We start from the raw sequence: 26,799 nt of genomic DNA on the forward strand, positions 1-26,799 counted from the left end.
GAGGACACCATGTACAAGATCTTCTTTTCTCTCGTCTTCAAGCGGATGGACCCGGAGGCGGCCCACCACCTCGCCTTCCGCTGGATCCGCCTGGCCGTGCGCGTCCCCGTCCTGCGCACCTTCGTCGCCGCGGCACTCGCGCCCCGGTACGAGGAGCTGCGCACCGAGGCGCTGGGCCTGCGCATGCACGGGCCCTTCGGGCTCGCCGCCGGCTTCGACAAGAACGCGGTCGCGATCGACGGCATGGCGATGCTCGGTTTCGACCACGTCGAGATCGGCACGGTCACGGGCGAGCCGCAGCCCGGCAACCCCAAGAAGCGGCTGTTCCGCCTGGTGGGCGACCGGGCGCTGATCAACCGCATGGGCTTCAACAACGACGGCTCGCTGGCCGTCGCGGCCCGCCTGGCCTCCCGCACGCCCGTCTTCCGGACCGTCGTCGGCGTCAACATCGGCAAGACCAAGGTCGTCCCCGAGGCGGAGGCCGTCGGTGACTACGTGAAGTCCGCCGAGCGGCTGGCCCCGCACGCCGACTACCTCGTCGTCAACGTCTCCTCGCCCAACACGCCCGGCCTGCGCAACCTCCAGGCCACCGAGGCCCTGCGCCCGCTGCTGAGCGCGGTCCGCGAGGCCGCCGACCGCGCGGTGACCGCCCGGCGCGTCCCGCTGCTGGTCAAGATCGCCCCGGACCTCGCAGACGAGGACGTGGACGCGGTCGCCGACCTGGCCGTTGAGCTGGGCCTGGACGGCATCATCGCCACCAACACCACCATCGCGCGCGAGGGCCTCGGCCTGACCTCCTCGCCCGCACTGGTCGCGGAGACCGGAGGACTCTCCGGGGCCCCGCTGAAGGCACGCTCCCTGGAGGTGCTGCGCCGTCTGTACGCACGCGTGGGCGACCGGATCACCCTGGTGGGCGTCGGCGGCGTCGAGACGGCCGAGGACGCCTGGGAGCGCATCCTGGCCGGTGCCACGCTGGTCCAGGGCTACAGCGCGTTCATCTATCAGGGGCCCTTCTGGGGCCGGGCCATCCACAAGGGGCTCGCCGCGCGCCTGCGGCAGAGCCCGTACGCCACCCTCGCCGACGCGGTCGGCGCCGACGTGAGGACGAAGGCATGACGCTACTGGAACCCTTCGGCGCCCGGCTGCGCCGCGCCATGGACGAGCGCGGTCCGCTCTGCGTGGGCATCGACCCGCACGCCTCCCTGCTCGCCGAGTGGGGCCTGAACGACGACGTGGCCGGCCTCGAGCGCTTCAGCCGCACCGTCGTGGAGGCGGTGGCCGACCGGGTCGCCGTGCTCAAGCCGCAGAGCGCCTTCTTCGAGCGGTTCGGCTCGCGCGGCGTGGCCGTGCTGGAGAAGTCGGTCCAGGAGGCGCGGGCGGCCGGCGCGCTGGTCGTGACGGACGCCAAGCGCGGCGACATCGGCTCGACCATGGCCGCCTACGCCGAGTCGTTCCTGCACAAGGACGCCCCGCTGTTCTCCGACGCGCTGACCGTCTCGCCCTACCTCGGCTACGGCTCCCTGAAGCCGGCCGTCGACCTGGCGCGCGAGAGCGGCGCGGGCCTGTTCGTGCTGGCGCTGACCTCCAACCCGGAGGGCGGCGAGGTCCAGCACGCGGTGCGGGACGACGGGCGCAGCGTCGGGGCGACGATGCTGGCGCACCTGGCCGCCGAGAACGCGGGGGAGGAGCCCCTGGGGTCCTTCGGCGCGGTGGTCGGCGCCACGCTGGGCGACCTGTCCTCGTACGACCTGGGCATCAACGGTCCGCTGCTGGCCCCGGGCATCGGCGCCCAGGGGGCCACGCCGGCGGATCTGCCGCACGTGTTCGGTGCCGCGGTGCGCAACGTGGTGCCGAGCGTGAGCCGGGGTGTCCTTCGTCACGGTCCCGACGTGGGCGCCTTGCGGACGGCCGCCGACCGTTTCGCGGCGGAGATCCGGACCGCGGTCACGGCCTCCTGACTCTGGATACATCCTCAAATCAGAGGGAGTATGTCCTAAATGTCCGGCCTGACGGAGGCTGACCAGGACTTTTCCGCTGTTCTCGCTGACTCTGGCGGACTTGACCGCTAGTCTCCGTCGAGAGTCAACGGGCGAGCGTGTTGCTCGTGGCTCACCAGGTGAGGGGCGACTAGGTTCCTCACCGGTCCGTATCCGACAGTTCGACATCCGAGGTGACGTAGGCGTGGCTCTTCCGCCCCTTACCCCTGAACAGCGCGCAGCCGCGCTCGAAAAGGCCGCCGCGGCTCGCCGGGAGCGGGCCGAGGTCAAGAATCGACTCAAGCACTCCGGCGCCTCCCTCCACGAGGTCATCAAGCAGGGTCAGGAGAACGACGTCATCGGCAAGATGAAGGTCTCCGCCCTCCTCGAGTCCCTGCCGGGCGTGGGCAAAGTCCGCGCCAAGCAGATCATGGAGCGACTGGGCATCTCCGAGAGCCGCCGCGTGCGCGGCCTCGGGTCCAACCAGATCGCGTCCCTGGAGCGCGAGTTCGGCAGCACCGGCAGCTGAGTCCCGACCACTCCGCGATTGCTGGAATAATCGCTGCATGGCTGCAACACCCCGGGGGACGTCCCCCGTACCCCCGGACGCACGTCCGCGGCTGACCGTGCTCTCCGGCCCCTCGGGGGTCGGCAAGAGCACGGTCGTCGCCCATATGCGCAAGGAACACCCCGAGGTTTGGCTGTCGGTCTCGGCGACGACCCGCAAGCCCCGCCCCGGCGAGCAGCACGGCGTCCACTACTTCTTCGTCAGCGACGAGGAGATGGACAAGCTGATCGCCAACGGCGAGCTGCTGGAGTGGGCCGAGTTCGCCGGCAACCGCTACGGCACGCCGCGTACGGCCGTGCTGGAGCGCCTGGAGTCCGGTGAGCCGGTGCTCCTGGAGATCGACCTCCAGGGAGCGCGGCAGGTCCGCGAGTCCATGCCCGAGGCCCGGCTGGTGTTCCTGGCCCCGCCCTCCTGGGACGAGCTGGTGCGCAGGCTCACCGGCCGGGGCACCGAACCGCCGGAGGTGATCGAGCGCCGCCTCGCCGCGGCCAAGGTCGAGCTGGCGGCCGAGCCGGAGTTCGACCAGACTCTGGTGAACACCTCCGTCGAGGACGTGGCGCGCGAGCTGCTAGCCTTGACGAACGTCGTGTGATCGCCACAGGTCGTCCTGTGATCGTCCCGGCAGAATCTTTCCCATCCATCGGAAGGTAGAGCGTGTCCTCTTCCATCTCCGCGCCCGAGGGCATCATCAACCCGCCGATCGACGAGCTCCTCGAGGCCACGGACTCGAAGTACAGCCTCGTGATCTACGCGGCCAAGCGGGCCCGCCAGATCAACGCGTACTACTCGCAGCTCGGCGAGGGCCTCCTCGAGTACGTCGGTCCGCTCGTCGACACCCACGTCCACGAGAAGCCGCTCTCGATCGCCCTGCGCGAGATCAACGCGGGGCTGCTGACGTCCGAGGCCATCGAGGGCCCGGCGCAGTAGCACCAGAAGTATCGGCGATCAGCAGTATCGGCGGTCATATCTTCAGCCTTACGCTGACTTGTCCACAGGCCCGGCAGTCCGACTGTCGGGCCTGTGGTGTGTGATGGGACGTACGCGCTGTCAGAGCGGCGCGTGGTCCGAGCGCGGTATCCGAACCGGGGAGAGACGGTGGACAAGCCCAAGGTCGTTCTGGGGGTCAGCGGCGGCATCGCCGCCTACAAGGCCTGTGAGCTGCTGCGCAGACTCACCGAGTCCGGGCACGACGTCCGGGTCGTCCCCACCGCCTCCGCACTGCACTTCGTGGGCGCCGCCACCTGGTCCGCCCTGTCCGGCAACCCGGTCTCCACCGAGGTCTGGGACGACGTCCACGAGGTCCCGCACGTGCGCATCGGCCAGCACGCCGACCTGGTCGTCGTCGCCCCGGCCACCGCCGACATGCTCGCCAAGGCGGCCCACGGACTGGCCGACGACCTGCTCACCAACACCCTGCTCACGGCCCGCTGCCCGGTCGTCTTCGCCCCCGCCATGCACACCGAGATGTGGGAGCACCCGGCCACCCAGGAGAACGTGGCGACGCTGCGCCGCCGCGGCGCCGTCGTGATCGAACCCGCCGTCGGCCGCCTCACCGGCGTCGACACCGGCAAGGGCCGGCTGCCCGACCCGGCCGAGATCTTCGAGGTCTGCCGCCGGGTCCTGGCCCGCGGGGTGCGCGAGCCCGACCTCGCCGGACGGCACGTGGTCGTCAGCGCCGGCGGCACCCGGGAGCCCCTCGACCCGGTCCGCTTCCTCGGCAACCGCTCCTCCGGCAAGCAGGGCTACGCCCTCGCCCGTACCGCCGCCGCCCGCGGCGCCCGCGTCACGCTCGTCGCGGCGAACGCGTCGATGCCCGACCCGGCCGGCGTGGACGTGGTGCCGGTCGGCACGGCGGTGGAGCTGCGCGAGGCGATGCTGCGCGCAGCGGCGGACGCCGACGCGGTGGTCATGGCCGCGGCGGTGGCGGACTTCCGGCCCGCGACGTACGCCACCGGGAAGATCAAGAAGAAGGACGGCCAGGAACCCGCGCCGATCGCCCTCGTGCGTAATCCGGACATCCTCGCGGAGGTCTCCGCGACCCGGGCCCGCCCCGGGCAGGTGGTCGTCGGCTTCGCCGCCGAGACCGACGACGTCCTGGCCAACGGCCGGGCCAAGCTGAAACGGAAGGGCTGCGACCTCCTCGTGGTGAACGAGGTGGGGGAGCGCAAGACCTTCGGTTCCGAGGAGAACGAGGCGGTGATCCTGGGTGCCGACGGCAGCGAGACGCCGGTCGCCCACGGCCCGAAGGAAGCGCTGGCCGACGCGGTCTGGGACCTCGTCGCCCGGCGACTGGCATGACTGGCCCATTCGCTCGAAGCAGCCTCGAAGACGACGCATTCCAGCGTGGCGCCCCTGGCCAAGGATGCTTCCTTCTGGGCAGAATGCCCGTGCCGCAGGTCACAGCCCTCCCGAGAGCTGAGACGGGTGGGCCCGCGGCGGAGTGCGACCGATAAACTGTTCTCGGACGTCGCCGGGTGCAGCTCCCCGTGCCGTCCACCAATGATCAGCCAGCAGCCGCTGCAACCCCAGGGAGCGTTGTGTCCCGTCGCCTGTTCACCTCGGAGTCCGTGACCGAAGGTCACCCCGACAAGATCGCTGACCAGATCAGCGACACGATTCTCGACGCGCTTCTGCGTGAGGACCCGACCTCTCGGGTCGCCGTCGAAACCCTGATCACCACCGGTCTGGTGCACGTGGCCGGAGAGGTGACCACCAAGGCCTACGCGGACATCGCCAACCTGGTCCGCGGCAAGATCCTCGAGATCGGCTACGACTCCTCCAAGAAGGGCTTCGACGGAGCCTCCTGCGGCGTGTCGGTCTCCATCGGCGCCCAGTCCCCGGACATCGCGCAGGGTGTCGACACGGCGTACGAGAACCGTGTGGAGGGCGACGAGGACGAGCTGGACCGCCAGGGTGCCGGCGACCAGGGCCTGATGTTCGGCTACGCCTCCGACGAGACGCCCACGCTGATGCCGCTGCCCGTCTTCCTGGCGCACCGCCTGTCCAAGCGCCTGTCCGAGGTCCGCAAGAACGGCACGATCCCCTACCTGCGCCCGGACGGGAAGACCCAGGTCACCATCGAGTACGACGGCGACAAGGCGGTCCGGCTGGACACCGTCGTCGTCTCCTCGCAGCACGCGAGCGACATCGACCTGGAGTCGCTGCTGGCCCCGGACATCAAGGAGTTCGTCGTCGAGCCGGAGCTGAAGGCGCTCCTGGAGGACGGCATCAAGATCGACACGGAGAACTACCGTCTCCTGGTCAACCCGACGGGCCGCTTCGAGATCGGCGGTCCGATGGGTGACGCCGGCCTGACCGGCCGCAAGATCATCATCGACACCTACGGCGGCATGGCCCGTCACGGCGGTGGCGCCTTCTCCGGCAAGGACCCGTCGAAGGTCGACCGCTCCGCGGCGTACGCCATGCGCTGGGTCGCGAAGAACGTCGTGGCCGCCGGCCTCGCCGCCCGCTGCGAGGTCCAGGTCGCCTACGCGATCGGCAAGGCCGAGCCGGTCGGCCTGTTCGTGGAGACCTTCGGTACCGCCAAGGTCGAGCCCGAGAAGATCGAGAAGGCGATCGACGAGGTCTTCGACCTGCGCCCGGCCGCCATCATCCGCGATCTCGACCTGCTCCGCCCGATCTACGCCCAGACCGCGGCGTACGGCCACTTCGGCCGCGAGCTGCCCGACTTCACCTGGGAGCGCACCGACCGGGTGGACGCGCTGCGCGAGGCCGCGGGCCTGTAAGCCAGGCTCCGGGCGCGGTCGCGCCCCACGGCACGTGAGGAGGCCCGGCGTCCCCGAAGGGGGCGCCGGGCCTCGTCGCACGGTGCCGGCCCCGGTGCCGGCGCTTCCATGGCCTGTCAGTGGTCTTTGCGAGAATGCAGGCGTGAGCAGCGAGAACGGACCGGATCAGGGCGGCGCGCAGGACGCGCCGCCCGAGCAGCTCGCGCTCATCCGGGAGACCGTGCGCAAGGCGAAGACCCCGCGGGCCAAGCCGCGCACCTGGCGCGGGGCCGCGCTCGCCAAGGAGCTGCCCGTCGCCAGGGTCCTCGTCGACAAGGGCGTCCTCCATCTCGACCGGTACTTCGACTACGCCGTGCCCGAGGAACTGGACGCCGACGCCCAGCCCGGGGTGCGGGTACGGGTGCGCTTCGGAGCCGGTCGGCACCGGGTGCGGGACGGGCGGCGCGAGGGAGGCGGGCTCATCGACGGCTTCCTCGTCGAGCGGCTCGCCGAGTCCGACTACGCGGGGCCGCTGGCCGCGCTGGCCCAGGTGGTCTCCCCCGAGCGGATCCTCGACGAGGAACTGCTCGGCCTCGTCCGCGCGGTCGCCGACCGGTACGCGGGCAGCGTCGCCGACGTCCTCCAGCTCGCCGTACCCCCGCGCAACGCGCGGGCCGAGAAGCGGGCCTCACCGCAGCCGCTGCCCGCGCCGCCGGTGCCCGGACCGGGGCCGTGGGCGCGGTACGAGCAGGGTGCCGCGTTCGTGGCGGCCCTCGCCTCCGGCGGTGCGCCGCGCGCGGTGTGGAACGCGTTGCCCGGCCCGCGGTGGCCCGAGGAACTCGCGCGGGCCGTGGCGGCCACGCTGGCCTCCGGCCGGGGCGCCCTCGCCGTCCTGCCCGACGGACGGGCCGTCGCCCGCGCCGACGCCGCGCTCACCGCGCTGCTCGGCGAGGGACGGCACGCGGTGCTCACCGCCGACGCCGGGCCCGAGAAGCGGTACGCGCAGTGGCTCGCGGTGCGCCGGGGCGCCGTACGGGCCGTGATCGGGACCAGGGCCGCCATGTTCGCGCCGGTGCGGGACCTCGGTCTGGTCGCCCTGTGGGACGACGGAGACGACAGCCACAGCGAGCCGCACGCCCCGCAGCCGCACGCACGCGAGGTCCTGCTGCTGCGCGCCGCCCAGGACCGGTGCGCCTTCCTGCTGGGCGGCTGGAGCTGCACCGTGGAGGCGGCCCAGCTCGTGGAGACCGGCTGGGCCCGGCCCCTGGTCGCCACGCGGGAGCAGGTCCGGGACGCCGCGCCGCTGGTGCGGACCGTGGGGGACCACGACCTGGCCCGCGACGAGGCCGCCCGGGCCGCGCGCCTGCCCACCCTCGCCTGGCAGGCCGTCAGGGAGGGACTGCGGCACGGGCCGGTGCTGGTGCAGGTGCCCCGGCGGGGTTACGTACCCAGGATGGCCTGCGCGGCGTGCCGGACGCCCGCGCGGTGCCGGCACTGCTCGGGGCCGTTGGAGGGGCAGGAGTCCGCCTCCGCCCTGCGGTGCGGCTGGTGCGGGCGCGAGGAGGGCGCCTGGCACTGTCCGGAGTGCGGGGCCTTCCGGCTGCGCGCGCAGATCGTGGGGGCCCGGCGCACCGCGGAGGAGCTGGGGCGGGCCTTCCCGGCCGTGCCCGTGCGCACCTCCGGACGTGAGCATGTGCTGGACACCGTGTCCGAGGCCCCCGCGCTGGTCGTGAGCACCCCGGGGGCCGAACCCGTCGCCGAGGGCGGCTACGCGGCGGCGCTGCTGCTCGACGGCTGGGCGATGCTCGGCCGGCCCGACCTGCGCGCCGGCGAGGACGCGCTGCGGCGCTGGCTGGCCGCGGCCGCCCTGGTGCGCCCGCACAGCGCCGGGGGCACCGTCGTCGCGGTCGCCGAGCCGACACTGCGGCCGGTGCAGGCGCTGGTGCGCTGGGACCCGGTCGGCCACGCGCTGCGTGAGCTGGCCGAACGGGCCGAGCTGGGCTTCCCGCCCGTGTCGCGGATGGCGGCCGTGTCGGGACCCCCGGAGGCGGTGACCGGTTTCCTCGGCGCCGTCGAACTGCCGCCGGAGGCGGAGGTGCTCGGACCGGTGCCCCTGCCGGTCACGGCGGCGGGGCGGCCGCGGCGGGTGGGCGCGCCCCCGCCCGGGGAGCACTGGGATCGTGCGCTGGTTCGGGTGCCGCCGGGGCGCGGGGCGGCGCTGGCCGGTGCGCTGAAGGCCGCTCAGGCGGCGCGGACGGCACGGGGAGGCGACACGGCCGTGTGGGTGCGGATCGATCCGCCCGACATCGGGTGAGACGGGCCGGCGCGTGTCGGTGCCGGGCCGACATGCCGCGGCCCTCCGTCTCCGGGGTCGGGGAGGGCGGAGGGCCGGTGCGATATCGCGGCTCGGCCGGTGCGGGCGGCCGGTGCGGGCGGCCGGTGTGCGGGTCGGTCGTTGCGGGGGGTCAGCCGTTGCGCGGGCCGGGGAAGGCGGTGGGACGGACCTCGTCGCGCAGGGACGGGCTGCCCGAGGTCGGCTGGGTCGGCATGGAGCGGGCCGCCGGAACCGTGGGTACCCCAGGGAGTCCGGAGCCCACGTTGACCGGGCGGGTGCCCGTCGGCTCCGGGGTGTGCTCGGTGGCCTCGGCGGCGGACGCCGCCGGCTGGGCCGCGGCGCGCCGGGAGCCGTAGCGCCGGTGCACCGCCTGCTTGGTCACGCCGAGCGCGGAGCCCACCGCGTCCCAGGAGAAGCCGAGCGAACGGTCGAAGTCCACGGCGGCCGTGACCAGGGTCTCGACACTGTCCCGCAGTTCCTGCGCGAGACGGACCGTCGGGGCGGGGGCGCGTCCGTAGACGACGAAGCCCGTGGAGGGGCCGGAGCGGCGCGGGCGGTAGACGTTGCCCAACTGGGCGGTGAGGGTGCGCAGTGCGTCCACCTGCCGGCGGACCCGCTCGATGTCCCGCACCAGCAAGTGCAGGCTGGCCCGAGCCTGGGCGTCGTGGGTTGCATGGTCGGCCATGAACAAGCCTCTCGAACCGGCGTTGAAAGGAATCGGGCCGCGCGGGCGGCCCGGCGTGTCAACTCTTTCTTGACCAACGTGCGGGTGCGGGGTTGGTCACGGGGTGGGGGCGTGGGGGTTTGTTCGTGCGCCCCCTCGGCCTTCGGCCCCGGGGTCCCCGTCCGCGCACCACCCGTTCGCCGTCGGCCGAGCCGTGAGCCTCTGCCGTCGTGGTGGTGCGCCGTCGGCGGCTTTCCGCGGCCTTCGGGCTCGTAGACTGGTGCGTCGCCCGCCAACGTTCCCGCCCGAGAGGCCCGTCCCACCCATGAAGCTCGTCTTCGCCGGCACCCCCGAGGTCGCCGTTCCCGCCCTGGACGCCCTGATCGCCTCCGGGCGTCACGAGGTGGCCGCCGTCGTCACGCGGCCCGACGCTCCGGCCGGGCGCGGGCGCCGGCTGGTCGCCTCGCCCGTGGCCGAGCGGGCCGAGGAGGCGGGCATCGAGGTGCTCAAGCCCGCGAAGCCGCGCGACCCCGAGTTCCTGGACCGGCTGCGCGAGATCGCGCCCGACTGCTGCCCCGTCGTCGCCTACGGCGCCCTGCTGCCCCGCGTCGCCCTCGACGTGCCCGCCCGGGGCTGGGTCAACCTGCACTTCTCGCTGCTGCCCGCCTGGCGCGGCGCCGCCCCCGTGCAGCACGCGCTGATGGCGGGCGACGAGATCACCGGCGCGTCCACCTTCCTGATCGAGGAGGGCCTGGACTCCGGCCCCGTGTACGGGACCGTCACCGAGACCGTCCGCCCCACCGACACCAGCGGCGACCTGCTGACCCGGCTGGCCTTCGCCGGTGCGGGCCTGCTCGCGGCCACCATGGACGGCATCGAGGACGGCAGCCTGAAGGCCGTACCGCAGCCGAGCGAGGGCGTCACGCTCGCACCGAAGATCACCGTCGAGGACGCGCGGGTCGACTGGACCGCCCCGGCCCTGCGGGTGGACCGTGTGGTGCGCGGCTGCACCCCGGCCCCCGGCGCCTGGACCACCTTCCGCGGCGAGCGGCTCAAGCTCGTTCAGGCCGTGCCCCTGCCCGACCGGACCGACCTCGCCCCGGGGCAGCTCGCCGCCGGGAAGAACAACGTGTACGTCGGCACCGGCTCGCACGCCGTCGAGCTGCTGTGGGTGCAGGCGCAGGGCAAGAAGCCGATGCGGGCCGCGGACTGGGCGCGCGGGGCCCGGATCACCGAGGGCGAGCTGCTCGGCGGCTGAGCTGCGCCTGAGCGGCAACGCTCACCCGCGCGGCGTACGCTGGTGAGCGCACTTCACCCCACACCCGGAGCACCTTTTTCGTGAGCGAGCAGCCCCGCCGTCCCCGCAAGCCCGGCAAGCCGTACCGCAGGCCCCAGAAGGACCCCGTCCGCATCCTCGCCTTCGAGGCGCTCCGGGCCGTGGACGAGCGGGACGCGTACGCCAACCTCGTCCTGCCGCCGCTGCTGCGCAAGGCCCGCGAGAAGGAGGGGCCCGAGAAGTTCGACGCGCGGGACGCCGCCCTCGCGACCGAGCTGGTGTACGGGACGCTGCGCCGGCAGGGGACCTACGACGCGATCATCGCGGACTGCGTGGACCGGCCGCTGCGCGAGGTCGACCCGCCGGTGCTCGACGTGCTCAGCCTCGGGGTGCACCAGCTGCTCGGGACGCGGATCCCGAGCCACGCCGCCGTCTCCGCCTCCGTCGAGCTGGCCCGGGTCGTGCTCGGCGACGGCCGGGCCAAGTTCGTCAACGCCGTGCTGCGCAAGGTGGCCCGGGACGATCTCGACGGCTGGCTGGAGCGCGTCGCCCCGCCCTACGACGAGGACCCCGAGGACCACCTCGCCGTCGTGCACTCCCACCCGCGCTGGGTCGTCTCCGCGCTCTGGGACTCGCTGGGCGGCGGCCGCACCGGCATCGAGGAACTGCTGGCCGCCGACAACGAACGCCCCGAGGTCACCCTGGTCGCGCGGCCGGGCCGGGCCACCCCCGACGAACTGCTCGGCGAGGAGGCCGCCGTACCGGGACGCTGGTCGCCCTACGCCGTGCGGCTGAGCGAGGGCGGCGAACCCGGGGCCGTCGAGGCCGTGCGGGAGGGCCGCGCCGGCGTGCAGGACGAGGGCAGCCAGCTGGTCGCCCTTGCCCTCGCCAACGCGCCGCTGGACGGGCCGGACCGGCGCTGGCTGGACGGGTGCGCCGGACCCGGCGGCAAGGCGGCGCTCCTCGGTGCGCTCGCCGCGGAACGGGGAGCCTTCCTGCTCGCCTCCGAGAAGCAGCCGCACCGCGCCGGGCTCGTGGCCAGGGCGCTGGACGGCAACCCGGGGCCCTACCAGGTGATCGCCGCCGACGGGACCCGCCCCGCGTGGCGCCCGGGGAGCTTCGACCGCGTCCTGGTCGACGTGCCGTGCACGGGGCTCGGCGCCCTGCGGCGCCGCCCCGAGGCGCGCTGGCGGCGCCGCCCCGAGGACCTGGACGGCTTCGCCCCGCTCCAGCGCGGGCTGCTGCGCAGTGCCCTGGAGGCCGTACGGGTCGGCGGCGTCGTCGCCTACGCGACCTGCTCGCCCCACCTCGCCGAGACCCGCGCCGTCGTCGCGGACGTCCTCAAGCAGCACCCCGGCACCGAGCTGATCGACGCACGGCCGCTGCTGCCCGGCGTCCCTGACCTCGGCGAGGGACCCGACGTCCAGCTGTGGCCGCACCTGCACGGCACGGACGCCATGTACCTGGCCCTCGTGCGCCGGACCTCGTGACCGACCCGTCCCGTCCGTCGGGGCGTCCAGGACCTGTCTGACGATTCCCTTCAGCCGCGCGACGCGATGCACGCACTCTCGCGGCGCTAGCGCCGGTTGACCTTCACCCGTGTCCCGTCCGTCAGCTCGGGTTTCAGGTCCACCTGGACCTGATGGGTGGTCTGGTGGTCGACGGAGCCGCCCAGTTCGGCCGTCACCACGCCGATCCGGACCCCTCCCCGGCCGGTGCCCGCCCGGTGGACCTGCACGGTGAAGGTCAGGCTCACCTTCTCCACCGCGAAGCCCAGGTCGTGGCCCGTCGCCTCGGCGCGGGCCTCCTCCAGTTCGCCCCGGATCCGGCCGATCACCTCGGCCAGCCCCACGAAACCCGGTTCGTTCGTCAACTCGCCTCCGTACAAAGCTCGTTCACTGTTGTCGCAGCAGTATGCGCCAGGTGCACGCGCCCGTATAGTTCGCATATGGCTGCTGGCGGGGGAGATCCGGCCGCCTCGCCCATGAAGACACCGAGCTGGGCGGTGCGGATCCGGGGAGCGGACGGGGAGATCGCGGGGGCCGGCATACTGCTGACCCCCGATCAGGTGCTCACCTGCGCGCACGTGGTGGACCGCGCGGCGGCCCGGCTCACCGCGGAGTTCGTCGGCGCCGCCGACCACAGCGTGCCCGCGGTTCCCGCCCGGGTGGACGGCACCAACTACGTGCCGGAAACGCTGGACGCCGACGGCGACCCCAGCGGGGACGTGGCCCTGCTGCGGCTGGAGCGGCCCCGGCCGGTGGAGGAAACGGTACGGCTGCACCGGCTGTCCGCACCCGGCCGCGAAGTGCGCATGTACGGCTTCCCCTACGCCCACAACGGCGGCATCTGGTTCCGCTCCACCGTCGTCGGCGGCTGCGGGCGCGACGGACAGGTGCAGCTGAGCCCGATCAGCCCCGGCGAACTGGCCAGCCCGGGATGCAGCGGCGCGGGCGTCGCCGACAGCCGGACCGGCGAGGTCATCGGCATGGTGCTCAGCGGTCAGCTCGACCAGCACGGCAACCGGTTCTCCTTCATGAGTCCCGCCGAGACCATCGCCCGGCACCTGCCCGGGCTCAAACCGCACATCGTGGGCCCCACGGCCGTGGACGAGCGGCTGCTCCCCACCGACGACGGCCCCTCCCCGGACCTGCTCGACGAGCCGTTCGCCCAGCGCCTCGCCGCCTGGCTGCGCGACGACGGCAGCCCGGTGAAGATCAGCGTCGTCGGGCCCGGCGACGCCGCCCGCGCGGCCACGCTGCGCCGCGCCATCACCCTCGCCGACCGGGAGTTACGCACCGCGGTCTCGATCGACCGCGCGTCCCTCGACCCGCCCGGCACCGTTCCGTCGGCCGGCGGCCACGACCTCGCCGTGGACGCGAGCGGGGTGACCGCCGCCGAGATCGCCGAGCGGATCGCCGAACGCATGGGCCTGTGGCAGCACCCGGAGGATCCTCCGCTCGACCGCATCCGCGCCTCCAGGGCAACCCTCAACCTGGTCGTCGTCGGAGTCGACGAGGCGATCGACCCGCTGCCCCTGCTGGATCTCCTGGAGGTGCTGCGCGCCGGGGGCAGCCGTCTGCTGCTGGTGTTCCGCACGCCTGGCGACTGTCACCGCCTCGCCCGCGACCGACTGCTCACCCGGCCCGCGCGGGAGCGTCGCGCCCGGCTCGTCGAGCGGTTGCGGGACCTCACCGGACCGCTCGCCGAGGATCTGCGCGAACGCCTCGCGGCGGTGGTCCCGCACGGCGTACGCCCCCTCGACTCGGACCTGGTGGCCGCGCACGCCGCCCTGGCCGACCTGCTGCGCGCGGACGATGACGACGGGGAGCGCGGTGGGGCCGGGGAGCCCGACCTCGACCGGGACCCCGGCCGGGACCGGGATCCGGACCGGAACGCCGACCGGCATCCGGGGCACGGTCATGACCGGGATGCCGACCGTGCCCCCGGGCGCCCCGCCGGACCCGCGCCCGACCTCGACCGGTACGAGCGGCTGGCCGATCGGGTGGCCGGCCGCCTGGCGGCGGGCGTCGCCGAACTCGACCGGCTTCGCGACCGGCGCGACGAACTCGCCGGACGCCTGCGCGGCTACCACGTCCTGCACCAGCACTCCCTGCAGGGCGAGGAGGACCCGGCCGTGGACGACCTCTACCTCCGGGCCCACGCCCTGCTCCGGGCAAGACCCTGCGACGTGCGTGCGGCGGAGGCGGCGGTGGACGCCTACACCCGGCGCGTCGACGACCACGGCGGAGGTGACGCGCGATGACGGCGAGAAGTCCCCGGCCCGCCCCACGGACGCACCGGGAGCCCCCGGCATGAGCGACAGAGCCTGCGTCAGAGCCGACTGCCGGGGCGGCCGGATCATGGTCACCGGGTACTGCGACACCTGCTTCCGCCGCCCCCTCGACCCCGAACCGCCTTCGGCGGAGCCGGCCCCCGCCCCGGACGGCTCCGTCGCACCGGCGGAGCCGGGGTCGCAGAGCCCCGCCGCCCCGAGCTCCGGCGAGCTGGACCGCGACGGGCTCCTGGTCCTGCCGGCCCTGCCCTCCCCGGACCCCTCCGAGGCCGCCGACACCGTCGCCCGGCCCCCGACCGGCGGCCGGCGCTGCGGCGTCGACAACTGCGCCGGCACCATCGGGGTCTCCTACGACGGCGGTCCCGCGCCCGACCACGGGTTCTGCCCGGAGTGCGGCACGGAGTACTCGTTCCGGCCGAAGCTGCGCCCCGGCGACCGGGTCGGCGGGCACTACAAGGTGCTCGGCTATCTCGCGGTCGGCGGGCACGGCTGGGTCTACCTGGCCGAGGACACCAGGGTGCCCGGCCTGTACGTCGTCCTCAAAGGGCTGATCAACACCGGCGACGCCGTGGCCCGCCGGGCCGCGGTCGAGGAGCGCCGCTCGCTCACCAGCCTCCACCACCGCGACATCGTCCGCATCGTCACCCACGTCCAGCACCTGGCGCCCGGCGACGCCGAACCGACCGGCTACATCGTGATGGAGTACGTCGGCGGCCGGTCCCTCGCCTGGATCCGGTTCGCCCCCGAGGAGGAGCTGGCGCGGCTGTTCGGCACCGGCGGCTTCGAGTTCGGGCACGTCATCACGTACGGCTGCAAGATCCTCGGCGCCCTCGAGTACCTGCACGACCAGGGCCTGCTCTACTGCGACATGAAACCCGAGAACGTCATCCACTACGGGCGCGAGATCAAGGTCATAGACCTGGGCGCCGTCCGCCGGATCGACGACCGTTCCTCCGGGCTCGTCCACACCCACGGCTACGCCCCGCCGAAGCGCGAACGCGACCGGCGAGGCCTCGACGTCGACAGCGACCTGTACACCGTCGGCCGGACCCTGAAGGTGCTCGCCGAGCGGGCCACGCGGCCCGCCGGACTGGCCGCCCGCTCCTTCGATGCGCTGATCCGCCGGGCCACCCACCCCGAGCCCGCGGCCCGGTTCCGTTCCGCGGCCGAGATGTCCCGCCAGCTGTGGGAGGTGCTCCGCGAGGACCAGGCGCTCGGCGGGCGGGAGCCGTACCCCGAGCGCTCCACCCGGTTCGAGCCGACCGCGGCGGTCTTCGGCGCCGCGCTCGGCACGGCACCGGCGCTCCGGTGGTGGACGCGGCGCCCCGGCGGCAGGCCACCCGAGCTGCCCGCAGGTGCCCCCGAGCCCCGGACGGCGGCCCGCGCGCTGCCGGTCCCCCTGCCCGACGCCTCGGACCCGGCGACCGTACTGCTCGGCGGCCTCGCCGCCGACACCCCCGACCGCATCGCCGAACGGGCCGAGGGCGACCCGGCGCTGCGCACCGTGGAGACGGCGCTGTGGCTGTGCCGCGCCTACCTGGACGCCGGGAACGCCGAGCGGGCCGAGGAGTGGGTGGACCGGGCCAAGGGCTGGAGCGGCGACTACGACTGGCGGATCTTCTGGCACCGGGGCCTGGTCCACCTCACGCGCGGCGCGGTGGGCAAGGCGGAGGACGAGTTCGCCGCCACCTACGCCGCGCTGCCCGGCGAGGCGGCACCCAAGCTGGCGCTCGGCTACTGCGCCGAGTACCTGGCGGAGCAGCTTCGGGAGACCGGCGTACGGGAGCCGGACCTGCCCGATCAGGACGTCCGGGCGCCGGACGGACCGGCACCGGGCACACCGGGACGAGACGGACGGGCACCGGACAGACGGGCACCCGGCGGCCGGGGTCCGGAGGTACGGGATCCGAACGTACGAGGCTCCGACGCGGGCGGGCCGGACGCGACGCGGCTCGACCCGCGGGCGCGCCCGGCGGACCCGCAGGCGGCCGAGCGGGCGCGGGCCCGCGAGACGCAGGCCGAGGAGTTCTACGAAGCGGTGCTGCGGCGCGACCCCACGCAGGGCAGCGCCGCCTTCGGGCTGGCCCGCGTCCGGCTGCGCCGCGACGGGCGCCGCCGGGCCGTCGAGGTGCTGGACGGCGTGCCGACCACCTCCCGGCACTACGACGCCGCCCGCGTCGCGGCGGTGCGGATCCTGGCAGGCCGGCTGCCGGGCGGGCTCGGGCCGCTCCCCGCCGACCTGCGCGAGGCCGCCGAACGGCTGGCGGGGCTGCACCTGGACGGCAGTGACTCCCGGGACCGGCTGGTGACCGAACTGCGCGAACAGGCGCTCGCCTGCCGCCCGCCCGAAGGCTGGGGGAGCGGCTTCCTCGCCGGGGAGCTGCTCGGCCCGCAGGACACCGAGGAGGCGCTGCGCAAGCAGCTGACCAAGTCGCTCAAGCGGCTCGCCGACCAGGCGGGCAGCGCCGACGAGCGCGGGGACCTGCTGGACGCCGCCTACGCGGTGCGCCCGGCACCGGCCGGGCTGCGCGAGCTGGTGCGGGGGCGGCGGCGTACGGAGTGAGCACGTTGAAGAGGCGAGGCGCGACGACCTGGGCGTGACGGCGACGACGTGGGCGAGGGGGCACGGACACTGTGGAGACGGGAACGCCCGGGACGGGCGGAGCGGCCGGGACGGGTGGAGCGGCCGGGCAGGCGGCCGCCGGGCTGGAGATCAGCCAGTGGAAGTACCTGTCCAGTGAGGTGGGCGACCCGCAGATGCACGCCATCCTCAGCGTGCGCGTGGACGGCACCGGGGGCGCCGGCCGCCGGGGCGGCCCGGTGCTCGCGCAGGTTCTGGCCGTGGACTGCTCCAGCTCGATGACCTGGCCGGTGGAGAAGCTGCACGCGGCTCAGCGGGCGGCGGTCGCGGCGATCCGCAAGCTGCCCGACGGCACCCCGTTCGCGGTGGTGCGGGGCAGCGAGCAGGCGGCCGTGGTGTACCCGGACACCCCGCGCATGGCCCGCGCCTCCGACTTCACCCGGGCGCGCGCGGAGCGTGCCGTGCGCGAGATGGTCGCGGGCGGCGGCACCTGCATCGGCGCCTGGCTGGACCTGAGCCGCCGCCTGCTCGCGAAGCAGGGGGCGCCCATCGGTCACGTCCTGCTGCTCACCGACGGCAAGAACCAGCACGACGAGCACATGCCGCTCGCCCGGGTGCTGGACGAGTGCGCGGGCCAGTTCGTCTGCGACGCCTGGGGCATCGGGGACGGGTGGGACGGCCGGGAACTGCTGCGGATCACCCGCCGGCTGCACGGCAGCGCCTCCTCGGTGCGTGAGGAGGCGGCGCTGCCGGCGGAGTACGAGCAGCTGATGAACCGGCTGGTCACCAAGACCGTCCCCGAGCTGGTGATCTCCGTGACCGCGATGCCCGGGTGCACCGTGCGCTACCTCAAACAGGTCTTCCCCACCGAGGCCGAGCTGACCGCCGAGGACGGCACCGGACGGTTCGTCACCCGCGCCTGGGGCGACGAGACGCGCCGCTACCAGCTGTGCCTGGCCGCCGACCCGGCCGGCCGCCCGCGCCGGGAGGACCTGCAGATCGCCGTGGTCGCCGTCGACGTGCCCGGCGGCGACGAGGTCCGGCTGCCGCCGCCACAGCCCTGCCTGGTGCACTGGACCGACGACCCGGCCCTGTCCCGGCACACCGACGTCCAGGTCGAGCACTTCGAGCAGCACCAGCGGCTCGGCGAGGCGGTCGCAGCGGCCACCGACGCACACCGCCGGGGGCAGCGCGACCTGGCCGAGCACCAGCTGGGCCGAGCCGTCCGGATCGCCCACGCCATGGGCGCCGACGAGCAGCTGGCGCGGCTGGCCCGGCTGGTGCGGATCGAGGACGCGCAGGGCGGCCGGGTCGCGCTGCGCCCGGACGTGACGGCCGTCGACTTCCAGCACCTGATCACCGCGAGCAGCCACAGCACCTACGGCCCCGCGTCCGGCACCGGGCCCGGCTCCGGCACGTCGGGCACCGCACCGGGCGGCGGCGCCGCGGTGACCTGCCCGGCCTGCTCGCGCAAGGCTCCGGCGGCCGCCCGGTTCTGCCCGTCCTGCGGCCACGGCTTCGAGGCACGGCCGTGAGCACCACCGGCCGGGACCTGATCCGCAGGCTGAGGCTGCTGCTGGCCCTGGCGGCCGCGACCACCCTCGCGCTGTTCTTCGCCTACCGCGGCGTGCACGACGACACCGTGCCCCTGTCCACCGAGAGCACGCCCGGCATCCGCGCCGTCGACACCGCGCAGAGCGCCCTGCGGCAGGCGCACGAGGTGGTCCGCGACACCGGTGCCGAGGGCGACACCAGCGGGGAGTTCCTCACCCAGATCTCCGTCGCCCAGCAGAGCCTCGCCCTGGCCGCCTCGGAGAACGTCACCGGCCTGGCGGGCCGCCACGACGTCCAGACCGTCACCGGGCTGATAGCCGTCTACTCGGGCTGGGTGGAACGCGGGGGCCGGGAGCCGGACGGTTCACCGCTGCGCGCCGCCTTCCTCCACTACGCCGAGAAGGTCCTCGGCCTGCGGGCCGAGGCCGGAACCGAGGGCGACATCATGAGCCGCCTCGACGCCCTGCGCGGCGAACAGCTCGCCGAGGCCCGGCGGCAGGCCGCCTTCCCCTGGCAGTTGTGGGTCGGCTGGTGCACGGTCGCGGTGCTGTACGCGGCCCTGTGCGGGGCGCTGCTGGAGACCCAGCGGTTCCTGCGGCGGCGCTTCCGGCGGCCCGTGCGGCTGCGGTTGCTCGCCGCCACCGTGCTGTGCGCCGGCGGCGTGCCGTTGCTGGCCTGGCAGACCTTCGACACGCACCGCGCGATGACCGACTCCGTGGCCGAGGTGCGGATGCCGCCGGCCGGTCCGGACGCCATCCCCGAGGTGGCCGACGAGGTGCAGGGCGCGCTCGCGGACGCCGGGTTCTGGGCCTCGTTGTCCGACTGGATACTGCTGGGAGGGGCTGTGGTGATGGCGCTGACGCTGTGGGTTCTGTGGCCGCGGATCGCCACGTACCGGTTCCGGGGGCAGCGATGAGACGCCCGGGCACCCGCACCCTGGGCATCGTCTGCGTCTGCCTGGTCCTGCTCGGCGCCGGCGTCTGGGCCGGGGTCCGCTGGGCACGGGACTGGGAGGGCTCCGTCACCCTGCTCGCCAACTGGAGCGGCGCCGAGCGCGAGCAGTTCGAGGAGCACGTCATCGAGCCCTTCGAGGAGAAGTACCGGATCGACGTCGTCTACCAGGGCAGCTCCGCACTCAGCCAGGTGCTCGCCGCCGACATGGCGGCCGGCAACCCGCCCGACGTGGCGGTGCTGCCCGGCCCCGGCGAACTGCTCGCCTACGCCGTCGACGGCCGGCTCCACCCGCTGGACGGCCTCTTCGACGCCGGGGACTACGACCGGTTCTGGGCGCCCCGGGTGACGGTGCCGGGAGAGGGCGGCGCCCACACGTACTGGCTGCCCGTGAAGACGGGCCTGAAGAGCATGGTGTGGTACGCGGGACCGGCGCCGACGGCGGAGACGGCCGGCCCTCCCGCACGGTGGTGCCTCGGCATGGAGTCCGGCGCGACCTCCGGCTGGCCCGGCACCGACTGGGTGGAGGACATCCTCCTCCAGCAGGCCGGGCCACGGGTGTACGCGGACTGGGCCAACGGCAGGCTGCCCTGGACCGACGACGCCGTACGCAAGGCCTGGACGACCTGGTCCGACCTGGTGGGCGCGGGCGACGCCTCCCGTGTCGAGCAGGTGCTGACCACCGCGTTCGACGCCGACTGCGGGGCGGGCCGCCTGGAGCACCAGGGTTCCTTCCGCGCCGGGCACTGGCGGCAGAAGGGCGGCGACCACGTCCACTCCTCCGAGGTCGTGCCCGCGGCCGGCGCGGACGCCGGCGCCTGGGAGGTCTCCGGCGACCTCGCCGCCATGCTGAACCCGACCCCGCAGGCCAGGAAACTGATCGGCTACCTCGCCGACCCGGACACCGCGCTGCCGGAGTACACCGCGAACAGGTCGGCCGCGGCGGACACCGAGCAGGACGCCGCCGAACGGGAGATCGGCACCCTCCTGCGCGAACCCGGCCGCACCCGCTGCTGGGACGCCTCCGACGCCATGCCCCGCACCACGCGCGACGCCTTCCACCAGGCGGTACTCCGTTACTTCGCCGACCCGACCGACCTGGACACCCGCCTGAAGGAACTCGACCGCCTCCGCACACCCCAGAACCTCCCGGTCTGCGGCACGGGCTGAACCCAGGCGCTTCCCGCACCCCGCGCCCAGCGGGCGCGCCCCGAAGGGGCGCGGGGCTGTGACACTCTGCGGCTCCGCCGCGCGGGCGCCGGCAACCCGCCACCGGGCCCGCGGCCAACGATCAACCCTGCCCACTGCGGACCCCTCCCGGCCCACCCCCGGAGGGCATGGCACGCTTAGGAACATGGCCGCGCAGATCAACCCCAGCATCCTGTCCGCCGACTTCGCCCGCCTCGCGGACGAGGCCAAGGCGGTCGAGGGAGCCGACTGGCTCCACGTCGACGTCATGGACAACCACTTCGTCCCGAACCTCACGCTCGGCGTGCCGGTGGTCGAGTCCCTGGCCCGCGCCACGGACACCCCGCTGGACTGTCACCTCATGATCGAGGCCCCGGACCGCTGGGCCCCCCAGTACGTGGAGGCGGGCGCCGGTTCCGTCACCTTCCACGCCGAGGCCGCCGCCGCACCGGTGCGGCTGGCCCGGGAGATCCGGGCCAAGGGAGCCCGCGCGTCCATGGCGCTCAAGCCCGCGACGCCGGTCGAGCCGTACGAGGACCTGCTCCCCGAACTCGACATGCTGCTGATCATGACGGTTGAACCCGGCTTCGGCGGGCAGGCGTTCCTCGACATCATGCTTCCCAAGATCCGCCGTACCCGTGAGCTGATCAGGAAGCACGGTCTGGAGCTCTGGCTCCAGGTCGACGGCGGTGTCTCGGCGTCCACGATCGAGCGGTGCGCCGACGCCGGCGCCGACGTCTTCGTCGCGGGTTCCGCGGTGTACGGGGCGTCCGACCCGGCCGAGGCGGTACGCGCGCTGCGCACGCAGGCAGATGCGGGCACCGCCAAGGCATCCTGGTTCTGCGACCACTGAGGAACAGAAAGTGAACGGCTCCCATCAGGGCTGATCAAGTGCGCCGAATCTGCAAGGATGAACGGCGTATCCAGAGTGTGAACAGCAGTGAGGAGATCGCCGTGTCGGGTATGTCGGCGGGCCGTTCAGCCATGCGGATGGGACCCGCTGAGCTGGTCCAGGCGGCGGCCATGGCCCGCCGCTTCTACCTCGAGGGCAAGTCCAAGATCCAGATCGCGGAGGAGTTCGGCGTCAGCCGCTTCAAGGTGGCCAGGGTTCTCGAGACCGCCCTCGAGCGGGACCTTGTACGCATCGAGATCCGGGTGCCGGCCGAGTTGGACGCTGAGCGTTCGGACGCCCTGCGCGCCCGTTACGGGCTGCGGCACGCCGTCGTGGTGGAGTCCCCGGCCGACGCCGAGGAGACGCCCGACCCGGAGAACCTGGGGGAGGTGGCCGCCGACCTGCTCGGCGAGCTGGTCAACGAGGGCGACGTGCTGGGTCTGGCCTGGGGCCGGTCCACCATCCACATGGCGGCGGCCCTCGACCGGCTGCCGCCGTGCACCGTGGTGCAGCTGACGGGCGTGTACGACGCCGGGACCGCCGAGCGCGGCTCGGTGGAGGCCGTGCGCCGCGCCGCCCAGGTGTCGGGCGGCGATGCCCACCCCATCTACGCGCCGATGCTGCTGCCGGACGCGGCCACCGCGCAGGCGCTGCGGCACCAGACCGGGATCGCCCGGGCCTTCGAGTACTTCGACAAGGTCACGGTCGCCTGCGTCTCCATCGGCTCCTGGGAGCCCGGCATCTCGACGGTGCACGACATGCTCAGCGACGAGGAGCGCGCGCACTACGCCTCGCTCGGGGTCGCCGCCGAGATGTCCGCGCACCTCTTCGACGCCGACGGGCGGCGCGTCGGGCGGGACCTGGGGGAGCGGTGCATCACCGTCAAGGCCGACCAGCTCCGTCGTATCCCCGAGGTCGTCGCGATCGCGGGCGGGCAGCGCAAGGCGGCGGCCATCGACGCGGTGCTGCGCTCCGGTCTCGTCACCAGCCTGGTGACGGACACGTCGGCCGCGGACTACCTGATGACGGCGGGCTCGGCACCGAAGTCGACGCTCAACCGGGCGGACCCGGACGGGATCTGACGGCCGGTCGGCAGCGGGAGAACGGGAAGAAGGGCGCGACATGACCGAGGACTCCGCGGGGCGGCTCGTGGTCACGCTGGACCTCGGCGGGGTCACGGACAAGGCGGGCCTGATGGACCGCTGCGCCCGTGACCTGGCGCTGCCCGACTGGTTCGGCCGCAACTGGGACGCGCTCGCCGACTCCCTCTCCGACCCCTCCGTGTGGCCCGAGGGCGCGGCGGACCGGGGGCTGGTGCTCGTCGTGGAGGGCTGGCGGGCGTACGCCGAGGCGCGGCCGGACGAGTGGGCGGTCGCCGAGGAGGTCTTCGCCGAGGCCACCGACCGCGGCCCGGGGCTCTTCGTCACCCTCGGCCCTGGAGGTTCCTCCAAGCAGGCCGCTGACCAGCCTGGATGATCTGCCCGGGGATTATCGGCCACCCGTCATGGGAGAATGAAGTACGTGCTCTTTCCCCCTGGCTGACCTGTCCGGGGGCCACCTCTGATCGACTGGGATGTGCAGCACGTGCGTTTCCTCAATGACATCCAGCCCTCGTACGACCTGACGTACGACGACGTGTTCATGGTGCCGAGCCGCTCCGCGGTGGGCTCCCGGCAGGGCGTGGACCTCGGTTCCCCGGACGGCACGGGCACCACGATCCCGCTGGTCGTCGCCAACATGACCGCCATCGCGGGCCGCCGGATGGCCGAGACGGTGGCCCGGCGCGGCGGGCTCGTGGTCATCCCGCAGGACATCCCGATCGAGGTCGTCACCGACGTCGTCTCCTGGGTGAAGAGCCGCCACCTCGTCCTGGACACCCCCATCGTGCTGGCCCCGCACCAGACGGTCGCCGACGCGCTGTCCCTGCTGCCCAAGCGCGCGCACAACGCCGGGGTCGTCGTGGACGGGGACCACAAGCCCGTCGGCGTGGTCACCGACGCCGACCTGTCCGGCGTGGACCGCTTCACCCAGCTCGAGGAGGTCATGTCCAAGGACCTGATCCTCCTCGACGCGGACCTGGACCCGCGCGAGGCCTTCAACACCCTCGACGCCGCCAACCGGCGCTACGCGCCCGCCGTCGACAAGGACGGCCGCCTCGCCGGCATCCTCACCCGCAAGGGCGCGCTGCGCGCCACGCTGTACACCCCGGCCGTCGACGCGAACGGCAGGCTCCGCATCGCCGCCGCCGTCGGCATCAACGGCGACGTGGCCGGCAAGGCCAAGCAGCTGCTCGACGCGGGTGTGGACACCCTCGTCATCGACACCGCGCACGGCCACCAGGAGTCGATGATCAACGCGGTGAAGGTGGTGCGCGAGCTGGACCCGCAGGTTCCGATCGTCGCGGGCAACATCGTCTCCGCCGAGGGCGTGCGCGACCTGATCGAGGCGGGCGCCGACATCATCAAGGTCGGCGTCGGCCCCGGCGCCATGTGCACGACCCGGATGATGACCGGCGTGGGCCGCCCGCAGTTCTCCGCCGTCCTGGAGTGCGCCGCCGAGGCCAGGAAGTACGGCAAGCACGTGTGGGCCGACGGGGGCGTCCGCCACCCGCGCGACGTGGCCATGGCCCTCGCGGCCGGTGCGTCCAACGTGATGGTCGGCTCCTGGTTCGCCGGGACCTACGAGTCCCCGGGCGACCTCCAGCACGACGCCAACGGCCGGGCCTACAAGGAGTCCTTCGGCATGGCCTCCGCCCGCGCGGTGCGCAACCGCACCTCGGAGGAGTCGGCGTACGACCGGGCCCGCAAGGCGCTGTTCGAGGAGGGCATCTCCACCTCGCGGATGTTCCTCGACCCGGCCCGCCCCGGCGTCGAGGACCTGATCGACTCGATCATCGCGGGCGTCCGCTCGTCCTGCACCTACGCCGGAGCCGGCTCCCTGGAGGAGTTCGCCGAGAAGGCCATCGTCGGCATCCAGAGCGCCGCCGGTTACGCCGAGGGCAAGCCGCTGCACGCCAGCTGGAGCTGACCCGGACCGCCCGATTCCGGATTCCGTCCCGTCAGGCCTGCTTGACGTCAGGCAGACCTGACGGGACGCTGGGCGCATGACGACACCGCAGAGCATCGAACCGGAACACACCCTGCTGACCGCCGTGGCCCGTCTCGACGAACTGCGTGCCCGCGAGTCCCTCGCCGGGTTCGGCGGCGACGGCGAGGCCCTGGACCGCCCCCAGCTCCTCGAACTGCTCGCCCTGAGCGAGGTGGTCGCCCGCAAGGCCGCCTACGGGCGCCAGCTCACCGTCCGCGCCGCCCGCGAGGCCGGTGCCTCCTGGTCGCAGATCGGGGCCGCCCTCGGCACCAGCAAGCAGGCCGCCTGGGAGGCGCACACACGCTGGATCGACGCCCAGGAGGCGGCCCGCGGCCGGCCCGGCGAGATCGGCTTCGACGCGGCGGACGCGGCCGAGGCACGCGCCGTCGCGGGCCAACCGGACGAGCACTGACCTGGCCCGATCCACCGATCGCCGCCCGGCACGCAACGCCGTGCGCCCCGCGCGCAACGAACACCCGCCCCGCCCCGTCGAACGCAACGATCGTGCCCGAATGCGCAAGGTTGCTGCATTACCGGGGCACCGCCCCCCTCGTAGTGTTCTGCGCTGTACGTGGCGTGGCGGGGACCCCGCTCGGTGGGTTCCCGTTCTGCACGAGCGCGCCCGCCGGTCCCCGCCGCTCCCCAGGCCCGCCCGGAGCCCGTCCGCTCACCCGGCGGAGCCACCGGCAGCGACAAAGGAGTCACCGCGTGATCGACCAAGGCGCACCCCCGCACCACGACGCATCGGCAGCCCCGTCCCCGGGCTTCGCCGCGCGCCTCATGCGCCGCAAGCCCGTGGAACGCCTGGTCGCCGAGGGCGGCCAGGGCGAGGGCGGCAGCCTCCGCCGCTCCCTCGGCCTCTGGCAGCTCACGATGATCAGCATCGGCGCCACCCTCGGCACCGGCATCTTCGTCGTCCTCGGCGAGGCCGTACCCAAGGCCGGTCCGGCCGTCACGCTCTCCTTCGTCATCGCCGGCCTCACCGCGCTCTTCTCGGCCCTGTCCTACGCCGAGCTGGCCGGCACCATCCCGGTCTCCGGGTCCTCGTACTCGTACGCCTACGCCACCATGGGCGAGCTGATCGCCTGGGTCTGCGGCTGGTGCCTGATCCTCGAGTACGGCGTGTCCGTGGCCGCCGTCGCCGTCGGCTGGGGCGAGTACCTGAACGAGCTGCTCGACGGCACCGTCGGCGTCACCCTCCCCGCGGCCCTGTCGGCGCCGCCCGGTGACGGCGGCATCTTCAACCTGCCCGCGCTGATCGTCGTCCTGCTCGCCATGACCTTCCTGCTCGGCGGCGCCCGCGAGTCCGCCCGCGCCAACACGATCATGGTGGTCGTCAAGATTGCGGCGCTGGTGCTCTTCTGCACGATCGGTGTGCAGGGCTTCCGCTCCGGCAACTACGAGCACTTCATGCCGCTCGGCATGGCCGGGGTCAGCGCGGCCGGTGCGACGCTCTTCTTCTCGTACATCGGCTTCGACGCCGCCTCCACCGCGGGCGAGGAGGCCAAGAACGCCCAGCGCGACCTGCCGCGCGCCATCATGCTGTCCCTCGTCATCGTCACGGTGCTCTACGTCCTGGTCGCCGCCGTCGCCGTCGGGGCCAGGCCCTGGCGGACCTTCACCGACTCCGAGGCCTCCCTCGCGCAGATCATGACCGACGTGACCGGGCAGAGCTTCTGGGGCACCCTGCTGGCCTTCTGCGCCGTCGTCGCCATCGCCAGCGTCGTGCTGACCGTCCTCTACGGCCAGACCCGCGTCCTGTTCGCCATGTCCCGCGACGGACTGGTGCCCAAGGTCTTCTCCAAGGTCCACCCGAAGACCGGCGCGCCCCGCGCCAACACGCTGATCGTCTCGCTGTTCTGCGGCGTTCTCGCCGCCGCCGTCCCGCTCGGCCGGCTCGCCGACGCCACCAGCATCGGCACCCTCTTCGCCTTCGCCCTGGTCAACGTGGCCGTCGTGGTGCTGCGCCGGACCCGTCCCGACATGCGCCGCACCTTCCGGGTCCCGCTGTCGCCGGTCCTGCCCGCCCTCGGCTTCGGCTTCTGCGTCTGGATGATGGGCAGCCTGTCCACCGTCACCTGGGTGGTCTTCGGTGTCTGGATGGCCGTCGGGCTCGTGTTCTACTTCGTGTACGGCCAACGCCGCTCCCGACTCGCCACACCGGACCCCTCCCAGGTCCGGACGCACCAGAAGTGAAGTGAACGAC

The 26,799-nt window shown here is 73.7% G+C and carries 23 protein-coding genes; 21 read left to right on the plus strand and 2 right to left on the minus strand.

Going from position 1 to position 26,799, the window contains the following annotated elements; translation table 11 throughout:
- Positions 1–9 precede the first annotated feature (9 nt).
- From NI25_RS31930 to NI25_RS31965, 8 genes are all read left to right on the plus strand, one after another.
- Positions 10–1,116: a quinone-dependent dihydroorotate dehydrogenase gene (locus NI25_RS31930; protein WP_061445779.1), complete on the plus strand. Its 1,107-nt coding sequence runs from the start codon at positions 10–12 to the stop codon at positions 1,114–1,116.
- Positions 1,113–1,958: an orotidine-5'-phosphate decarboxylase gene (gene pyrF, locus NI25_RS31935; RefSeq protein WP_061445780.1), complete on the plus strand. Its 846-nt coding sequence runs from the start codon at positions 1,113–1,115 to the stop codon at positions 1,956–1,958. Before NI25_RS31930 ends, pyrF begins: the two co-directional genes overlap by 4 nt.
- Positions 1,959–2,181: 223 nt before the next feature.
- Positions 2,182–2,505, plus strand: coding sequence for an integration host factor (locus tag NI25_RS31940; protein ID WP_003977346.1), 324 nt, complete (start codon positions 2,182–2,184; stop codon positions 2,503–2,505).
- A 37-nt stretch (positions 2,506–2,542) separates the two neighbouring features.
- Positions 2,543–3,136, plus strand: a complete 594-nt coding sequence (gmk, locus tag NI25_RS31945; protein ID WP_061445781.1) for a guanylate kinase — start codon at positions 2,543–2,545, stop codon at positions 3,134–3,136.
- A 62-nt stretch (positions 3,137–3,198) separates the two neighbouring features.
- On the plus strand, positions 3,199–3,471 hold the full coding sequence (gene rpoZ, locus NI25_RS31950) for a DNA-directed RNA polymerase subunit omega (protein WP_003977348.1): 273 nt from the start codon (positions 3,199–3,201) through the stop codon (positions 3,469–3,471).
- A gap of 168 nt (positions 3,472–3,639) precedes the next feature.
- Positions 3,640–4,842, plus strand: a complete 1,203-nt coding sequence (gene coaBC, locus NI25_RS31955) for a bifunctional phosphopantothenoylcysteine decarboxylase/phosphopantothenate--cysteine ligase CoaBC (protein ID WP_061445782.1) — start codon at positions 3,640–3,642, stop codon at positions 4,840–4,842.
- Positions 4,843–5,081: 239 nt separating this feature from the next.
- A complete protein-coding gene (metK, locus tag NI25_RS31960) occupies positions 5,082–6,290 on the plus strand; it encodes a methionine adenosyltransferase (protein ID WP_059299511.1) in 1,209 nt (402 codons plus the stop codon).
- A 142-nt stretch (positions 6,291–6,432) separates the two neighbouring features.
- On the plus strand, positions 6,433–8,583 hold the full coding sequence (locus NI25_RS31965) for a primosomal protein N' (RefSeq protein WP_061445783.1): 2,151 nt from the start codon (positions 6,433–6,435) through the stop codon (positions 8,581–8,583).
- A 151-nt stretch (positions 8,584–8,734) separates the two neighbouring features.
- Here the strand turns inward: NI25_RS31965 and NI25_RS31970 are convergent, their stop codons facing one another.
- Positions 8,735–9,289 carry a hypothetical protein gene (locus tag NI25_RS31970; protein WP_061445784.1) on the minus strand — a complete coding sequence of 185 codons (555 nt, stop codon included), beginning with the start codon at positions 9,287–9,289 and terminating at the stop codon, positions 8,735–8,737.
- A 304-nt stretch (positions 9,290–9,593) separates the two neighbouring features.
- Between NI25_RS31970 and fmt the strand changes: the two genes are divergently transcribed.
- Together fmt and NI25_RS31980 are read left to right on the plus strand one after the other, a co-directional pair.
- The gene (fmt, locus tag NI25_RS31975) at positions 9,594–10,526 is read left to right on the plus strand and encodes a methionyl-tRNA formyltransferase (protein ID WP_061445785.1); all 933 of its coding nucleotides are present in this window, start codon (positions 9,594–9,596) and stop codon (positions 10,524–10,526) included.
- Positions 10,527–10,606: 80 nt separating this feature from the next.
- Entirely contained in the window at positions 10,607–12,034 is a 1,428-nt protein-coding gene (locus NI25_RS31980) for an RsmB/NOP family class I SAM-dependent RNA methyltransferase (RefSeq protein ID WP_061445786.1), read from the plus strand.
- A gap of 86 nt (positions 12,035–12,120) precedes the next feature.
- Here NI25_RS31980 and NI25_RS31985 read toward each other — a convergent pair whose 3' ends face one another.
- Positions 12,121–12,417 (minus strand): trypco2 family protein, encoded by a 297-nt coding sequence (locus NI25_RS31985; RefSeq protein ID WP_199561056.1) that lies wholly within the window; start codon positions 12,415–12,417, stop codon positions 12,121–12,123.
- A 75-nt stretch (positions 12,418–12,492) separates the two neighbouring features.
- On the opposite strand from NI25_RS31985, the gene NI25_RS31990 reads away from it, so the two are divergent.
- The 11 genes from NI25_RS31990 (at position 12,493) to NI25_RS32040 (ending at position 26,789) form a co-directional block, all read left to right on the plus strand.
- Positions 12,493–14,310, plus strand: a complete 1,818-nt coding sequence (locus NI25_RS31990) for a S1 family peptidase (RefSeq protein WP_078884785.1) — start codon at positions 12,493–12,495, stop codon at positions 14,308–14,310.
- Positions 14,311–14,359: 49 nt separating this feature from the next.
- Positions 14,360–16,903: a tetratricopeptide repeat protein gene (locus tag NI25_RS31995; RefSeq protein ID WP_061447180.1), complete on the plus strand. Its 2,544-nt coding sequence runs from the start codon at positions 14,360–14,362 to the stop codon at positions 16,901–16,903.
- Between the two features lie 71 nt (positions 16,904–16,974).
- The gene (locus NI25_RS32000; RefSeq protein WP_061445788.1) at positions 16,975–18,456 is read left to right on the plus strand and encodes a VWA domain-containing protein; all 1,482 of its coding nucleotides are present in this window, start codon (positions 16,975–16,977) and stop codon (positions 18,454–18,456) included.
- Positions 18,453–19,391 (plus strand): hypothetical protein, encoded by a 939-nt coding sequence (locus NI25_RS32005; protein ID WP_061445789.1) that lies wholly within the window; start codon positions 18,453–18,455, stop codon positions 19,389–19,391. Before NI25_RS32000 ends, NI25_RS32005 begins: the two co-directional genes overlap by 4 nt.
- Positions 19,388–20,596 (plus strand): ABC transporter substrate-binding protein, encoded by a 1,209-nt coding sequence (locus tag NI25_RS32010; RefSeq protein ID WP_061445790.1) that lies wholly within the window; start codon positions 19,388–19,390, stop codon positions 20,594–20,596. Before NI25_RS32005 ends, NI25_RS32010 begins: the two co-directional genes overlap by 4 nt.
- Positions 20,597–20,780: 184 nt before the next feature.
- Positions 20,781–21,467 carry a ribulose-phosphate 3-epimerase gene (rpe, locus tag NI25_RS32015; RefSeq protein ID WP_061445791.1) on the plus strand — a complete coding sequence of 229 codons (687 nt, stop codon included), beginning with the start codon at positions 20,781–20,783 and terminating at the stop codon, positions 21,465–21,467.
- Between the two features lie 77 nt (positions 21,468–21,544).
- Complete coding sequence (locus NI25_RS32020; RefSeq protein ID WP_061445792.1) at positions 21,545–22,588, plus strand: sugar-binding transcriptional regulator; 1,044 nt, start codon at positions 21,545–21,547, stop codon at positions 22,586–22,588.
- A 40-nt stretch (positions 22,589–22,628) separates the two neighbouring features.
- Positions 22,629–22,982, plus strand: coding sequence for a barstar family protein (locus tag NI25_RS32025; RefSeq protein WP_061445793.1), 354 nt, complete (start codon positions 22,629–22,631; stop codon positions 22,980–22,982).
- Positions 22,983–23,090: 108 nt separating this feature from the next.
- Positions 23,091–24,533, plus strand: coding sequence for a GuaB1 family IMP dehydrogenase-related protein (locus NI25_RS32030; protein WP_061447181.1), 1,443 nt, complete (start codon positions 23,091–23,093; stop codon positions 24,531–24,533).
- A gap of 76 nt (positions 24,534–24,609) precedes the next feature.
- Entirely contained in the window at positions 24,610–25,005 is a 396-nt protein-coding gene (locus NI25_RS32035; RefSeq protein WP_061445794.1) for a hypothetical protein, read from the plus strand.
- Positions 25,006–25,301: 296 nt separating this feature from the next.
- Positions 25,302–26,789: an amino acid permease gene (locus NI25_RS32040; protein ID WP_061445795.1), complete on the plus strand. Its 1,488-nt coding sequence runs from the start codon at positions 25,302–25,304 to the stop codon at positions 26,787–26,789.
- The last annotated feature ends 10 nt before the right edge of the window (positions 26,790–26,799 follow it).

The sequence above is a fragment of the Streptomyces sp. CCM_MD2014 genome, from assembly GCF_000772045.1.
In the GTDB taxonomy this organism is placed as follows: Bacteria; Actinomycetota; Actinomycetes; order Streptomycetales; family Streptomycetaceae; genus Streptomyces; species Streptomyces salinarius.

Bases quoted from the DNA above. Each gene is read 5' to 3' on its own strand.
- NI25_RS31930 (WP_061445779.1), top strand. From the start codon at position 10: ATGTACAAGATCTTCTTTTCTCTCGTCTTCAAGCGGATGGACCCGGAG.
- pyrF (WP_061445780.1), top strand. From the start codon at position 1,113: ATGACGCTACTGGAACCCTTCGGCGCCCGGCTGCGCCGCGCCATGGAC.
- gmk (WP_061445781.1), top strand. From the start codon at position 2,543: ATGGCTGCAACACCCCGGGGGACGTCCCCCGTACCCCCGGACGCACGT.
- NI25_RS31970 (WP_061445784.1), bottom strand. From the start codon at position 9,289: ATGGCCGACCATGCAACCCACGACGCCCAGGCTCGGGCCAGCCTGCAC.
- fmt (WP_061445785.1), top strand. From the start codon at position 9,594: ATGAAGCTCGTCTTCGCCGGCACCCCCGAGGTCGCCGTTCCCGCCCTG.
- NI25_RS31990 (WP_078884785.1), top strand. From the start codon at position 12,493: ATGGCTGCTGGCGGGGGAGATCCGGCCGCCTCGCCCATGAAGACACCG.
- NI25_RS31995 (WP_061447180.1), top strand. From the start codon at position 14,360: ATGAGCGACAGAGCCTGCGTCAGAGCCGACTGCCGGGGCGGCCGGATC.
- NI25_RS32010 (WP_061445790.1), top strand. From the start codon at position 19,388: ATGAGACGCCCGGGCACCCGCACCCTGGGCATCGTCTGCGTCTGCCTG.
- rpe (WP_061445791.1), top strand. From the start codon at position 20,781: ATGGCCGCGCAGATCAACCCCAGCATCCTGTCCGCCGACTTCGCCCGC.
- NI25_RS32025 (WP_061445793.1), top strand. From the start codon at position 22,629: ATGACCGAGGACTCCGCGGGGCGGCTCGTGGTCACGCTGGACCTCGGC.
- NI25_RS32035 (WP_061445794.1), top strand. From the start codon at position 24,610: ATGACGACACCGCAGAGCATCGAACCGGAACACACCCTGCTGACCGCC.